Genomic DNA, 14,734 nt, shown 5'->3' with positions numbered 1-14,734 from the left:
GATGCGATTGATCTCAAGTCTGGTGCTGCTGATTCCCATGACCTCAATGGAATGAACTAGAGGATGCTAGAACCTAGATTTGTTCGGCTCGATCGTCCAACACAGCGATCGATCACTTTCCGAAAGTGCAGAGTTCGTTGCCAAATACTCTTGTACCCAGCGACAAGCCGCAATCTCAGGATCAGTCTGTAACACTTGATTGAGATTCCACAAAATCACCGTATTATCGTTACTTGCAGACGCTAACAAGCCACCATCCGGATGAAACGCAACACTCCGAACTCCCTCCGTATGAGCGCTTAATGTTGCAATTAGAGCACCCTCTACCTTCCAAAGCCGCACGGTTTTATCCAGACTGGCAGAAGCAATAATCTTGCCATCGGGATTGAAAGCAAGACCGAGCACATTATCCTGATGCCCTTCTAAAGTCCGAATCAACGTTCCATCAAATCGCCAAAGCTTAATGGTGCGATCGCTACTTCCTGTCGCAATCAGCGAATCCGAAAACGCGATCGCGCTAATATCCCCCTCATGCCCGACTAAGGTCGATCGCAATCTTCCACTCTTGACTTGCCACAACTTGACCGTTCCCTCAGCACCCGCTGTGGCAACCATCTGCTGATCGCGACTAAATGCCACCTTTTGAATCGGAGCTTCGTGAGCCTTCAACGATCGCACCAACTTGCCATTCTTCTGCCAAATTCGCAGGTGCTTATCCTGTCCCCCTGCCGCGATCAAATCCCCTTTTGGACTATAAGCAATACTCTGAATCCCCTCTGCCGACGGTGTTAAAAGCGGCGCGCTCACTGTGCGATCCAAGCGCCAACGCTGCAAGGAGCCGCTTAAACCAGCCGATAGCACCTCTTCTCCATTCGGACTAAATTTCGCATCATATTTCCAGGCAAAATTCCGCACCAACTCTCGGATCAAACTGCCCCCCGGTGACCAAAGTTTAATCGATCGATCCTTACTCGCCGTCACAAGTTGCTGCCCATCGGGGCTAAATTCAACTTGATTCACATCGCTGGTATGCCCCTCTAACCGAGTCAGCAATCCATTGGCAATTCGCCAAAGCCGAGCCGTTTTATCGGCACTCCCTGTCAGGATCGAATCTCCATTCGGGCGGAATGCCACACTCCAAATCGTCTGCTCATGTCCCCGTAATGTTCTGAGCAAAATGCCATCGCGCCGCCACAATTTCAGAGCTTTATCAAATCCGACCGTCGCGATCGTTTGCCCATCTGGACTCCAAGCCAAACTCGTCAACCCATCACTCTGCGTCTGAATGGTGCGAATCAATTTTCCGTCTCGTGTCCAGATTCGCATCGTATCGTCGAGGCTAACAGAGGCGAATTCTTCACCCTCTGGACTAAACGCAATGCTCAGCACTGGATCGCGATGTCCAGTCAGAGTTTTCAGTAATACCCCGTCTCTTGTCCAAAGTTTAATCGTTTGGTCATTACTCGCCGTGACAAGCCTTTCTCCATCTTGGCTGAACGCAACCGCATTCACGCCACTCTGATGCCCCATCAGCGTGCGAATCAAGGCTCCAGATCGTGTCCAGAGTTTAACCGTATGATCGGCACTTGCTGTCGCTAACACTGAACTATCTGGACTAAAAGCGACGCTTTGCACACTGCCATGATGCCCGAGCAATCGATCGACTTGCCACCCATCATGGCTCCATAATCGCACTGCATTGTCTGCGCTCCCCGTTGCAATCAGCTTGCCATCAGGGCTAAACGTCGCCGCTATAATGCCGCCTCTATGTCCTTTTAAGGTTGCCACTGGCGCACCATCGGTATGCCAAAGTCGGATCGTTTGATCCTCAGAACAGGTCGCAAAAAAATCTCCATCGGGACTAAAAGCGACACAGCGAACGCTGCCCGTATGAGCAGAAAATCGGTTCGACTCTGCGGCTGTATAAACGGCTTGTCGCAACACGCGATCAACTTCTCTGAGGGTAGTTTGATCCTGTAAGTTCAGAGCGTTGACTTTCTCACGCGCCCGCAATGCGACGACCATTGCATCTAACCCTTTGCCCATCATATAGAGCAGTTCGGCGTTACTGGTCAGGGTATTCACTTCGTTGCGCGAGGCTCTGCGATATTGCAAAAAAGCAACCGTTCCGAGCATCACTGAAGTCAAAAGTCCAGCGCTCAGGAGTGCGAGCAGTCGTCGCTGGAGTCGTGTGTTACGGTGTTCGAGCTGTAGACGGGCAGCGATCTCTTGAGCGCGATCGACTTCGAGACTGCGCCGCAACCGTTCTTCCTGAAAGGCTTGGCTCGCGGTCAGAAACCGATAATCTTCATCACTTAAACGCTTTCCGGTTGACCATTCTTTGGCATCAATCAAGGCTTGTCCATGCAACAACCGCGATGTATCAAGATACATGGATTGCTTCCACTGATTCAAAGCTTCTGAATAAGGACGCAGTTTGGCGAACTGACGGTCGATCCAGTTTGAATTAAAGACTGCCTCGTAAATTGGATTTTTGATGCGTAAATATCCATCTACTTTTTCTACTAATCCAGACAGCGTGAGGGCAATTTGCTCAGAACGATGATCGATCGCAATGCCTTGATGCCGCTGCTGAAACAGGGGATAGTCTTCCGTGTGGGGGATTTTTGGAGACTGTAAGATTTGCTGATATAGCTCAAGCAATCGCCCGGTTTGATCTTCGTTGCTCAAGAGGCGATCGCGAATCGTTCTTAAATGCTCAGGGCGATCCTGCGCTTCCCAATTCTCGATCACGCGCAGATGAAACAAATGCTCTAACGTGAGTTCTGAAATGTGGATCGGCTGAGCCACTTCGATCGCAAATGGATCATGGTCTGTGACCTCTCGGACGACTAAATCGCACAGCTTTTGAGTCAGAAAAGGCTGTCCCCCCGTCCAGTTCAGAATATGTCGCAACACGGATTCTGGATTTTTTGCAACCCGGCTCAGTCCATCCAGCAATGGCGTTGCTTCTGCAAATTGAAACCCACTTAACTCGATCGCGCGCCCAATATTAAACGGTGTACGTTGTTTATTACTGATCAAATCTGCGGGGGTCGTCACTCCTAAGAGCGCAAAACTTAAGCGATTAAAAGCGGGCTTTTCCGATCGCTGGTCATAGCACGCCCGAATCAAGGCAAAAAAATCATCTGCCGGAAACTTCAGTGCCAGCACACTGTCGATCTCATCAATAAAAATCACAATGTTCTGCTGTACTTGCTTCAGTAACACCTCTTCAAACAAGAGTTCCAGCCGATTGACAAATGTGAGATGTGCTCGATCGCGCCACCACTGACCAAACTGAATCTGCAAATTAAAACTGCTGACAATCGAAGCTGCGATCGAGGCGTACCACTGTTCAGCACTCACCTGCTGCACTCCGATTCCGGTCATATCAACTGTACAGCACGCGATCCCTGCTTCTCGTAGTCGCTGCATCGATCGCACCCGCAGACTCGATTTGCCCATCTGTCGAGAATTGAACACATAGCAGAACTCTCCTGCTAAGAGCGCTTCATATAAGTCTTGGTCGGCTTGCCGTTGCACATAACAGGCTGAATCTGGAGGCAAACTGCCCCCGACTTGATAGCGCAAATTGAGAAGTTGAAGAGTCACGTTGTCGTGAGTGCTTGCTGAAAGTACGTCCGATACAGTTGGCAACTGGGCTGAATCATCGGGTCTTTGATCTTGACCAATCCCTTACTCTGCAATTTAAATGCCAGAATCGGCTCCAATTCAACCGCACTATCTGCCAAAACGATGCGCTTAAAGGCTGACATTAACTCTGGATACTTTTGTAAATCCCACAGTAAATTGCGCAGATGATTGGCATAAACGCCATCGCTCGTCGCAGCAGATTCGAGCAGTTCGTTAAGGCTGACAACCTGAGTACTGAGATGATGCAGTCCTACTTGTACCAGATAAGGATTGCCCCCAGTCAGGTTTAAGAGCGCTGCGGCGGTTTCTTCTGCCTGCTCGATTCCATAGCGTTGAGCTAAATCAATCACATTTTCAAGCGTTAAGGTTGGAAGTTCGATCGCTAAACCGGCATTGAATGGAGATTGATTCAAGTTGAGCGGCACATAAACTTCGGTCGAATGCACCAGTACTAATCGCAGTTTCTGCCAAAGCTCGCTTTTCGCATCGCCGTAGCGCGATTTTTCATACCAAGCCCGTAACATCCCAAAGAAATCGGTGGCAATTTCTGGATGGTCAAACACCGCATCTACTTCATCGAGAGCCAGCACGATCGGGGCATTAATTTCTGCTAGCACGTAACTTTCAAAATAGTTCGTGCAGTTGTAGCTGTTCCCAAACAGATCATCCCAGTAGCGATCGAGCTGATTCGGCAGTCCCAAATTCTGCGTAACGATCGCACAAAACCACTGCAAAAACCGCTTCAAGTCCTGGAAAACCGACGCATCTGCCAACTGTAAACTCGTAATCGTGGTGAGAAACTGCTGTTGCTCTCTCAATTGAGTCAGCGTTCTTGCCGTTAGAGAAGTCTTCCCCATCTGCCGCGGGGCGCGAATCCGAACCAGTGCTCCAGGTTTGAGCAAAGACTCGTAGCAAATATTCTCGATCGGCGGACGATAGACGTAAAATGGTGAATCGACGGGAAGCTGTCCACTCAGTAGAATATGCTGGCGGTTACTGAGCGTTGCAGTTTCCGAATCCGTGTAGTCATCCGGCGTGAGCAACAAGTCAAACGCCCGAAAATAGTTTTCTAAAGTCTGTTGATCGACTGCCACTTTGCGGCTGCGAACCCGTGCTAGCGTATTCGGACTCAGCGCAGTGCGTTCGCTCAGGTCTTGCAGGGTATAAGACTTGCCAAAATTATCTTGAGTGACGGATCTCTGCTCAGCAGCTTGAAGGCGCTGCCAGCCTCGGGTGCTAAGGATAATTCCGCGCTTTCGCTTCACGGGAGGTCGAGGGGGCTGAGAGTGTGACATGGAGAACAACTGTGACATAGATACAGAAACCATCAAGTGAGCACCATTAGCGTAACTGTTGAGTCAACTTGACGCTTTGAGATCAATTTGCGATTGATTAAACTCAGCATTATACGCTAACTGATTTTAATTGCAGCATTTTATCCGTAAGACTTCGGAGGAGTTGATGGCTTAAACTCGCAGCTAATTTGTGAAACTGATGCGACTTTTGTCTCGAGAGTGAGAGATTGCAACATATTACAGCGTGATTCTACGGTAAATCCGGTCTCAGTTGAAATTCGTAACGAATCCGTAGAATTTCGCATTTAAATCTCTAGACTTCAAGATATTCTCGCAATCAATCGCTGTCTCAGAAAAAATCACAAATTGTGTGTTTCAAAAGGGATTAAAGGCTCGATTGGCAATTTCTGAGGACTTGGCTGAGTTCTATGACCATACAGGATCATCTGAAGATTAAATTGGTTGCTTAAGTTGTGATCTTTAGTAGTCAATTCTGGCTTTCGGGGGCAAACTAATCCAGTAGTGTCTAGTGAACTCTACTTCAGCGGTTTCATCAGCAACCCAGCGATGAACTAGAGGTGCAGAATCAGAAATATTTCTGAGCAAAAGTCAAATTTACGCTTTAATTCTGCTAGAGCAAGACACAAATAGAGTGACAACTTTCCTGAATTTTGGTGTAAATGAGTTCTATGTTATGGGGTGCAAAAAGCGTGAGTACAGTATCAAACAGGACTGCCGTGTATCGGGTGGAGCAATGGTATCAATTACACTCTCTTGATTCAGATTACAAGATAGATTAGATTCAGGGCTTTAGGCTCAGTAGGTATTGCACTTCATTCAGTTCTTGCGGAGCAGTTGAGTAACTACCTAATTGTATGATTGCCTACTTAATTTCTTTTAATTCCTTTTTAAGAAAGTTGCCGCGATGGACTTTCCTTCCCCTTGATGATTCGCCAGGCTGCTCTGACCCATGAAGACCATTCTGATAATTGAAGATGATGAGTTGATTCGGAACAATCTGTTAGAGATTTTAGAGTTTGAAGGATTTCGAGCGATCGAAGCAGAAAACGGTCGAATCGGGGTACAAAAAGCTCGTGCTTACCATCCCGATTTAGTGCTTTGTGATGTCTGTATGCCGGAGTTAGATGGCTACGGCGTGCTTGAAGAGCTTCGCTCAAATGTCCAAACTGCGACGATGCCCGTGATTTTTCTCACCGCCAAGAGTGATAAAAGTGATGTGCGGCAAGGTATGAATTCAGGCGCAGATGATTATCTCATCAAGCCTTGCTCGGTCAGTGAATTGCTGGGAGCAATTTCGTCCCGATTAAAGAAACAGGCTGTTCTCATCGAACGCTACACAGAGCAGCAACAGCAGGCGACAGCGGCAATTCGGCGGGGAGCGATGTTAGATCCACTGACGCATCTACCGACCCGTGGATTGTTATATCAGCACTTGCATCATTTAATGGCTTCATTTGCGCAGTTTCCGTCTTCACGGGGAATTGCAATTCTTTGCTTAAATTTGCAGCGATTTCACTTGATTAATTCGGGGTTCGGGCATATTGCGGGCGATATTGTGTTGCAGATGGTCGCAAATCGGCTGAGTAAAGTCGTACAGGCAAATGGATTTTTAGCTCGACTGAATGGAGACCAGTTTGGGATTGTCCTGAAAGATGTGGCACAAGAGGAGCTAGGTGAGTTTGCTCAACTGTTGCTCGATCGCGTGACGCTGCCCTGCATGATTGATGGACATGAGATTCGATTTCACGCCAATGTCGGCATGACTTGGACGGATCAGCCGCAGGGGACACCGCAAGATTTACTGACGCAGGCTGAAACCGCGCAGCATTGGTGTCAGCAGCCTGGGCTGAATCGCTATCGCCTCTATGATACCGAGTTGGATGCGTTAGAGGTCGAGCGGCGCTTAATCGAGATGGATTTGACCAAAGCGATCGAACGGGCGGAGTTCCAGGTTCATTATCAGCCGCAAGTCGATCTGCAAACGGGGCGAGTTGTCGGCATGGAATCACTAGTGCGGTGGCACCATCCGGTGCGAGGGGTTGTCTCTCCCGCCAAATTTATTCCGATCGCGGAAGAGTTGGGGTTAATTGTGCCGTTGGGCGAGTGGATTTTGACAACAGCATGTCAGCATGCGAAACGTTGGCAAATTCTGTGTATGCAGCCGTTGCGTGTCTCTGTGAATCTGTCGATGCGGCAGTTTCAGCAGCCGAATTTACCGCAGAGAGTTGAAGCAATTTTGGCAGAGACGGGACTTGATCCGAAGCTATTAACGTTGGAGTTGACCGAGAGCTGCGTGATGCACGATGTCGAAGCAACAATCTTGACGTTAAAAGCGTTGAAAAAGCTCGGAATTGAGATTTCGATCGATGATTTTGGTACAGGATATTCGTCGTTGAATCATCTGTATCAACTGCCGATTGATGCTTTAAAGATCGATCGCAGTTTCGTCAAACAGATTCGCGTCAGCGCAGGCGCGATCGCAATTTCCGATGCCATTATCAGCATGGCAAAAGGCTTAAAGCTGCATATCGTCGCTGAAGGCATTGAAGACAAGGAACAGCTCGCATTTTTCCGTAAACGGGGCTGTGATGCGATTCAAGGCTTTCTGTACAGCCCACCCATTTCAGCGATTGAAATGGAGGCGTTGCTCCTGTCCGATCGCCGTCTTCATTTTGCGAGCGCTTGAGGCACAAATCCTCGATCTGTGCCTTTGTTCTGACCTCAAGTCGGTTCGACTTCAAGGCTCAGAGGTCTGACCTGCAGGAATTTCTGCGAGTTGGATATCACTCGACATAATAATTGCCGAATGCGGCGATCGCAAAGAGACCAAAATGCTTTTAATCACGACTGCAATGGGGACAGCGACAACCACTCCTAGCAGTCCTCCGACGCGTGCGCCCATCAGGATCGAAATAAACACCCAGACTGGATTTAAGCCTGTAAAGCTACCCAAAATTCTTGGCATAATCAGATTTTCAATAATCTGCTGCACAATTAAAGATGCAATCAACACTTCAACGCCTAAGCCAATATCGCGCAGCGCGACTAGGAGTGACACGATCGCAATTCCCACCGATCCACCAAATGGAATCAGTGCCATTGTTCCAATGGACAATCCAAACAGCAATCCGAATGGAACGCGCAACGTCAGAAAGATGACTGTCAACACAAAGCCCATCGACGTCGAAGAAATTAACTGGCTAAAAAAGAAATTCTGAAAACTCAGCCGTAAGGTATCGCTAAACGGATCGCGAATCTGATGCGGCAGCCATTCCACCAAACTTTGCCAAAGTCGATCGCTGTGTTGAAGTAAATAAAACGTCAGGACTAACGTCAGCAGTAAATCTAGAAGGCTCGTAACCGTAATCACTGCCAGTCCTAAAATGTCACCCGCCAATCGTTGGAGTTGATTTTTTAGGGGTGCAGTAATTTGATCGGCTAAAACGTCCAAGCTAATTGGAAATCCAGCTTTTTCGATCTGATCATTGAGCAGAATCAATTGTCGCTGACCGGAGTCGATCCAGTCAGGCAACCGGGTCACTAACTGTTGCGCTTGTTGTAGGGCGAGCGGAACAAGCGTGACGCCGATCGCGAGTAAGACCGAAATTGTAAACAGAAAGACGATAATTGCCGCTCGTCCTCGTGTGGTTCCATGCTGCTGCATATAACTGACGGGATAGTTCAGTAAAAACGTCAGCAAAGACGCACCCACAATGATCGCTAACAGCGAATGGAAATATCCAAAAATCGAGGAAATTGCCCAGGCATTGAGAACGAGTAAGGGAGCAAACGACGCGAATGCGATCGCTTTTGACACGGGGGACAACGCATCCCACCAAATCCACAGCTTATTGCGATGAAGCATGATGCATCAATGAACAACAGTTAAATCACGAGACGATTTTGGGCAGTCTCTAGTTATTATTATCGCGTTTTGATTCGTGGTACATCTTCCTTCCCTGTGATTTAACCGATGAAAGAATTTGATGATCTCCAACTTGACGAGATTGAACCGGATGCAATTCGGCACGTGCGGCTATTTTTCTACCTTGTTCCGATTTTTGGATTTTTTCCAGCAGTTTGGACGCTTTATCGTCACGCCGGAAGTCGGCAAGAACGCGCCTTGAGTCGATTTGTAATCAAAATGGCGATGGGCTGGCTGCTGCTCTATGGTTTGCTCGGAGCCAGTGCCATCAATGCAGACTCGATTCCCCTACCGTTGCTGCTGACTGCTAGTTTTATGACTTCAGGCTATTTCGGCTTGAATATGTTGCTCATGGTACGGTTATGGCAGCGTAAGGTGATTGCTCTACCTCTGCTTGGAAAGGTTGGTCGCTTACTGTGACATTCCCAACCCTTTCCATTCTCGCGGGAAGGATCACCTAAGCCTGCGTCAAAATTTCGTAGCCTGTGCTAGTAACGGCGATCGTATGTTCACACTGTGCTGACAATTTGCGATCCTTCGTCAAAGCTGTCCACTTGTCGGACATCACCTCAACTTCCCAAGTGCCCTCATTGATCATCGGCTCGATCGTAAACACCATTCCCGGTCTTAACTTTTTCCCAGTTCCCCGCTTCCCATAGTGAGGAATCTGCGGTGCGGTATGGAAAATATGGCTAATACCGTGCCCGACAAAATCTTGCACAACTGAGAATCCTTGCGATTCTGCATACTCTTGAATCGCCGCTCCAATGTCGCCAATTCTTGCCCCAGGTTTCACTTCATCCATGCCTAACTGGCGGCACTTGTCGGTGACTTCAACCAACCGACGCGCCAAAGGAGAAGGTTCACCCACGAAATACATTTTCGACGTGTCTCCGTGATACCCATCCACAATCAGCGTGACATCGATATTAATAATGTCGCCATCCTTCAGAATCTGCTTGGCATTGGGAATCCCATGACAAACGACTTCGTTCACACTCGTACAAATCGATTTTGGAAACCCGTTATATCCCAGAGGCGCACTTTTTGCGCCATGTGCCTGTGTCCATCGTTCTGCCTCGTCATTGAGTTCGAGGGTACTCACCCCAGGCTTAACAAACGGCTCTAAATGCTGCAATAACTGCGCTGCAAGCTTCCCAGCCCGACGCATTTTCTCAATTTCGCGACTCGAAAGGAGGGTAATAACTTCTTGTTCCATGTCTGTGAAGAGTGTGGCTAAGCGTTTCCGATTGTAGACGTTTTTCGGAGGCTCTTACCGAAAGCGATCGACCCAACACTGCAATTGTTCCGAAAGTTCGATTCGGGTTCTCGTCTTGGTCTCAATACAAACGTGCCGCGTCAAAGCCTTCCCAAGCGACTTTGAATCGTGCGTTAACTGATATCGGATCTCAAATTCACTCGGTTTTAGCGGGTGAGGCGTTAATGAGATCGTAATGAGATCCCCACAAAACATCGGACTAAAAAAATCGACTTCAGCATGAACAATCGGCACGGCAATGTCTTGCCCAGAAAAGAACGATCGCACTGAAATCCCACTTGCGGCTAATGATGCCTCGTAAGCCTCATGGCAAAGCGTCAACACATTGGCAAAGTAGACGACTCCGGCTGCATCAGTTTCGGAGAAATGAATGGTTCGATCGTAAGTAAATCCCATAAAGGCTGCATTGTAAAAGAGAAAATCAACTCAGACGGGAATTTCTATACGGTCTGCATTCCATCCAAAATCAAACGGTAGTCTGTTTTGCTCGCCTAGAAGACCCTTGAGCGTCTGTAATGAACGTTGGGAATGGGTATGAACTGCTAGGGAAATAAGAACCACAATTATGTCCCTTGTTTTTCCTAATCTCCCCACTCCCTACTCCCCACTCTCCTACCGCACATACCAGTAATAGGTCGCCATCGGAATAATCGTTGCTGCAATCAACAATCCAATCACCCAGGGAACCGCATTACTTTGCGCTGTTTCTTCGCGCGATGCAAACGTGCCTTCTGTCTTCACGTTATCTACGATTTCTGGAGGACCTGGATCAGGCTCACCAGATAACACTGCCACTAAACGATCGCTCACATCCAAAAATGCCTGATTATAGCGATCGCCCTTTTGCAGAGGAGCCTGCATTGTTTCCTGAGCCACGCTTTTCGCAACTTCATCCGACATCAAGGCTTTTACCTCTTCGCCGGTTGCGATCGCAGAATTATTCGTCAAACTGTCTAAAACCACGATCGTCTGAGTTGCACCCGCTTCAGGCGTAGGAAACCACTGTTGGAACAGCTTGGTCGTAAAACTCTCGATCGTCTCGTCATAATCGAGGCGGCGAATCGTCACAAAATGCACTTCCTGACCTGTTTTATCTGCCAGATCATTCAGGGTATCCGTCAGCTTTCCTTCATTAAAACGGCTAATGATGTCACCTAAATCGACCACTCGTGTCTCTTCAGAGACTGGCGGCACTTCATACAAACTGGTAGCGTAGGCAGGAGCCGCAGATAGCGAGGTGAATAAAACCATTGCTAGCAGCAACCCTCTCAAAAAAGAATGGAGGAGCTTTTTCATAATTGCGATTTTTTGGTTTTCTCTCAAAATACATCGCTTCTGAGAGCGATCTTCAATTCAAATTAAATCGCAGAACTAAAGAGATTACAATTTGTGAAGCAAATTAATTTTGTTCAGGAGTCAGACTCATGCCGTTAAATGTAGGCGATACCGCCCCCGATTTCACTGTCAAAGATACGAACGGCAATACCGTGAAACTCTCAAATTATGCGGGTCAAACGGTTGTGATGTATTTCTATCCGAAAGACGATACCCCAGGCTGCACCAAAGAAGCGTGCAGTTTCCGCGATAATTACGCACAGTACACCAGCAAGGGGATTCCCGTGTTTGGAGTGAGCATGGACGATGAAGTCTCTCACCAGCGCTTTACAGAGAAATTCAGCTTGCCGTTCCCTTTATTGGCAGATACCGATGGGGCAATTACCAAGGCGTATGATGTCGATGGCGGCGGCTACTCGAAGCGCGTGACTTACGTGATTGGGTCAGATGGCAAGATTGCTCAGGTGTTTACGACGATTCAGACGGATACGCATGCGACGGATATTTTGCAGGCGATAGGGGCTTAAGGAGAGTGGGGAGTGAAGTGCTTGCTCCCCATGCTCCTATTCCCTCATTCCACCAATTTTAAGAAGAATCTGACGATCGAAAGATTTATCGATGGTCAGATTTTTTTCGCTTTCAAAAAGCATGAGTATATTAAGAGGCGAACTGGTCGGAACTAATTCAGGGATATCCACATGACTGACAGCACGATCGCGACAGAATCGCTTACATCCGGGGGCGGCAGTGCACCTCCAACTTATGCCGGACCACAAGAAGTTTTAGTGAATAAACCTGTTGTGCTTAAAGGCAGTTATGATGCCCGGCGCATCCGGCGTATCACCGTCATGGCAGAGGATAAATTCAATTTAGGCGTGACGCTGAATAATGGAACTTGGCAAGTTTCGATGCCGAGGGGATTTTCAACACCAGGCGCACGCTGGTTGAGGCTAAAAGGTTTCGATGGTAGTAATAAACTGGTTGAAAATCGAGTGTTTTACATTACCGTTAGTCGCGATCCGCTGACGGTTGGACAAGCTTTGACTGTGAAAGTGCTTCGAGATACGTTTTTCAAAGTCTCGACCGATGATTCGTCCCGGTTGAACAATCAGCAGAAAATTTTAGTCAAAGCGGGACAGACTTACACGGTCAATCGCTATGGATTTATTGATGGACATTTGAAGTTAGATCTCGCAAGTGCGATCGCACCGATCGGCAATTTCGGTTATTTCTATGAAGATCATGTCCAACTGAGCAAGGGATCGCAGATTTTCAGATTTTCGCTCGATGATGTCCCAGATATTCCCTTGGCTGCGCAGCTTTTAATTCGTCAAACAACCTTCTTAAAAACTTCTGCGGCTGATTCGTCGGCGTTAGCTGCGAATCAGAGAACCCAGGTGCTAGAAGGTCAAGTGTTCCAAATCATAGGCTATGCGTTTACGCAGGGACATTTCAGAGTGACGTTGAAAGATCCGATTCCAGGGTTTGGCAATCGAGGGTTTATCTTCTGGCAATATGCTCAGATCAAACGCAACGGAAAGGAAATTCCTTATGATTCGAGTTCTCTGACGGTGACTGCGTTGCGCGATACGATCATCAAGAAACGTCCTGTCGAGTCGTCACAACTTCAACCCGATGAGAGAGCGACCTTCAATGCGAATCAGTTCTACAGTGTCTCGAGCTACATGATCGAGGGTGGGCACATCAAAGTTTCGCTGAATGAGGAGCTTCCAGGATTTGGCAATACAGGCTATCTGTTTCCAGACTTTGTGCGAATGAGTCGCGGTAATCGATCGTTTAACCCGATCCCTGGAACAGTAGAGTTAAATGTGCCGTACTTTTCACAGCGAGACAATCCGCGTTTCTACTGGTCTACTTGTAATGTCACCTCGATCGCGATGTGCATGTACTATCTGGGAACTCGTGCGCGCTGGGGGAGCCAGCTAGAAGATGAGCTTTTGCAATGGTGCTTTAACAAAGACGGACAAGGTTCCCAGATCAATCACAATACGCTGACGAATTTGATTAATGCCTATGGATATGACGGGATCTTTAGTACGAGATGGACATTCCGAGACATTAGGGAAGAATTGATCAATGGTCGCCCCGTTGTCTTATGTGGAATGTTCACGTCCTACGGTCATATTGTGACTGTCATTGGGTACACACCCGATGGATTCATTGTGAATGATCCTTGGGGTGATGCTTTGACAGGTTACTCGAATACTGAGGGGCGTAAGTTACTTTATCCCTATGGCTACACGAATCGAGTGTGTGGCCCTGATGGAGAAGTTTGGGCGCATTTTATTCGACGGAGATAGGAGGATTGTTTAGAGGACTACTTTGCAAGGTCGCGCATTTTCATTTCAAAAGAGAACGGATATATGGAGATGCGCGGCTAAAACTGGAGAGTATGAAGAGTCATATTGTTTAGGAGCATTGGTGAACAATGGATCAGCGTCACTGTCTCAGTTGTCAAAGTAAAAAGCTGGTAAATGGAAGCTTAGGAGTCCATCGACATACCTTTGTGCCCATGGGTCGCACGATGTTTTTGGGATATTCAGTAAAGGCGTGTGTCTGTCTCGATTGTGGTTTTGTGGGACAGTATCTTGACCCTGATGATCTTCAAGATATTCAACTCAAGCAGAAATCCTGAAGTAGTCAGCGATCGACTTCTGTGTTATCAAAGAAATTGATTTCCTGCTGCCCCTCTGCCCATGACTGCTTCTTCAGATGCCCAATCTCCGCCCCCGATCGCTGTTTTTGTTTCTTACTCGCACAAAGATGAAGACCTGCGAGAAGAACTCGATGTCCATCTCTCGAACTTGAAACGACAGGGCAGGATCTCGGCTTGGAATGATCGAGCGATCGAAGCTGGGACTGAATGGGATGCTGACATCAAAGCAAAGCTAGAAACGGCTGGGGTAATTTTGCTGCTGATTTCGCCTCGGTTTATGGCTTCTGAATATTGCTATGACATTGAAATGCAGCGAGCAATGCAGCGACATGAGGAAGGCACTGCGAGAGTGATTCCGATTTTCTTAAAGCCTGTGGATTGGAAGGATACGCCTTTCAGTAAGCTTGCTGCTTTACCCAAAGATGCAAAACCCATCACAACTTGGAGCAACCAAGATGAAGCATTTCTAAATGTGGTGCAGGGGATTCGCCGCGCAGTTGAGTTGCTGCAAGCAAAAAAGTAATAGGTCAGCGATCGAGGAGCGA

At 47.8% G+C, this 14,734-nt stretch carries 12 protein-coding genes; 6 read left to right on the top strand and 6 right to left on the bottom strand.

Going from position 1 to position 14,734, the window contains the following annotated elements:
- Positions 1-66 precede the first annotated feature (66 nt).
- Together OU814_RS03945 and OU814_RS03940 are read right to left on the bottom strand one after the other, a co-directional pair.
- Positions 67-3,615, bottom strand: coding sequence for an AAA-like domain-containing protein (locus OU814_RS03945; RefSeq protein ID WP_017290381.1), 3,549 nt, complete (start codon positions 3,613-3,615; stop codon positions 67-69).
- The gene (locus OU814_RS03940) at positions 3,612-4,985 is read right to left on the bottom strand and encodes an AAA-like domain-containing protein (RefSeq protein WP_199329726.1); all 1,374 of its coding nucleotides are present in this window, start codon (positions 4,983-4,985) and stop codon (positions 3,612-3,614) included. Before OU814_RS03940 ends, OU814_RS03945 begins: the two co-directional genes overlap by 4 nt.
- Positions 4,986-5,922: 937 nt before the next feature.
- Between OU814_RS03940 and OU814_RS03935 the strand changes: the two genes are divergently transcribed.
- Positions 5,923-7,659 carry an EAL domain-containing response regulator gene (locus OU814_RS03935; protein WP_268180658.1) on the top strand — a complete coding sequence of 579 codons (1,737 nt, stop codon included), beginning with the start codon at positions 5,923-5,925 and terminating at the stop codon, positions 7,657-7,659.
- 51 nt (positions 7,660-7,710) lie between these two features.
- Here OU814_RS03935 and OU814_RS03930 read toward each other — a convergent pair whose 3' ends face one another.
- Positions 7,711-8,838 carry an AI-2E family transporter gene (locus tag OU814_RS03930; RefSeq protein ID WP_190653440.1) on the bottom strand — a complete coding sequence of 376 codons (1,128 nt, stop codon included), beginning with the start codon at positions 8,836-8,838 and terminating at the stop codon, positions 7,711-7,713.
- A gap of 108 nt (positions 8,839-8,946) precedes the next feature.
- On the opposite strand from OU814_RS03930, the gene OU814_RS03925 reads away from it, so the two are divergent.
- Positions 8,947-9,318, top strand: a complete 372-nt coding sequence (locus OU814_RS03925; protein ID WP_268180656.1) for a hypothetical protein — start codon at positions 8,947-8,949, stop codon at positions 9,316-9,318.
- 37 nt (positions 9,319-9,355) lie between these two features.
- Here OU814_RS03925 and map read toward each other — a convergent pair whose 3' ends face one another.
- The 3 genes from map to psb32 form a co-directional block, all read right to left on the bottom strand.
- Positions 9,356-10,117, bottom strand: coding sequence for a type I methionyl aminopeptidase (gene map / locus OU814_RS03920; protein ID WP_017290386.1), 762 nt, complete (start codon positions 10,115-10,117; stop codon positions 9,356-9,358).
- A gap of 54 nt (positions 10,118-10,171) precedes the next feature.
- Positions 10,172-10,573: an acyl-CoA thioesterase gene (locus tag OU814_RS03915; protein WP_268180653.1), complete on the bottom strand. Its 402-nt coding sequence runs from the start codon at positions 10,571-10,573 to the stop codon at positions 10,172-10,174.
- A gap of 216 nt (positions 10,574-10,789) precedes the next feature.
- Positions 10,790-11,473: a photosystem II repair protein Psb32 gene (gene psb32 / locus OU814_RS03910; RefSeq protein ID WP_026148916.1), complete on the bottom strand. Its 684-nt coding sequence runs from the start codon at positions 11,471-11,473 to the stop codon at positions 10,790-10,792.
- Positions 11,474-11,601: 128 nt separating this feature from the next.
- Between psb32 and OU814_RS03905 the strand changes: the two genes are divergently transcribed.
- The 4 genes from OU814_RS03905 to OU814_RS03890 all read left to right on the top strand — a co-directional run bounded on the left by OU814_RS03905 (position 11,602) and on the right by OU814_RS03890 (position 14,712).
- The gene (locus OU814_RS03905; protein ID WP_268180650.1) at positions 11,602-12,039 is read left to right on the top strand and encodes a peroxiredoxin; all 438 of its coding nucleotides are present in this window, start codon (positions 11,602-11,604) and stop codon (positions 12,037-12,039) included.
- A gap of 171 nt (positions 12,040-12,210) precedes the next feature.
- The gene (locus OU814_RS03900) at positions 12,211-13,833 is read left to right on the top strand and encodes a C39 family peptidase (RefSeq protein WP_017290391.1); all 1,623 of its coding nucleotides are present in this window, start codon (positions 12,211-12,213) and stop codon (positions 13,831-13,833) included.
- Between the two features lie 128 nt (positions 13,834-13,961).
- Positions 13,962-14,168 (top strand): hypothetical protein, encoded by a 207-nt coding sequence (locus OU814_RS03895; RefSeq protein WP_268180647.1) that lies wholly within the window; start codon positions 13,962-13,964, stop codon positions 14,166-14,168.
- Positions 14,169-14,229: 61 nt separating this feature from the next.
- Positions 14,230-14,712 carry a toll/interleukin-1 receptor domain-containing protein gene (locus tag OU814_RS03890; protein ID WP_268180645.1) on the top strand — a complete coding sequence of 161 codons (483 nt, stop codon included), beginning with the start codon at positions 14,230-14,232 and terminating at the stop codon, positions 14,710-14,712.
- The last annotated feature ends 22 nt before the right edge of the window (positions 14,713-14,734 follow it).

Source organism: Leptolyngbya sp. GGD, assembly GCF_026735145.1.
In the GTDB taxonomy this organism is placed as follows: Bacteria; Cyanobacteriota; Cyanobacteriia; order Leptolyngbyales; family Leptolyngbyaceae; genus Leptolyngbya; species Leptolyngbya boryana.
The sequence above is the reverse complement of the archived record's forward strand: the minus strand, read 5'-3'. Positions and strand labels throughout refer to the sequence as shown.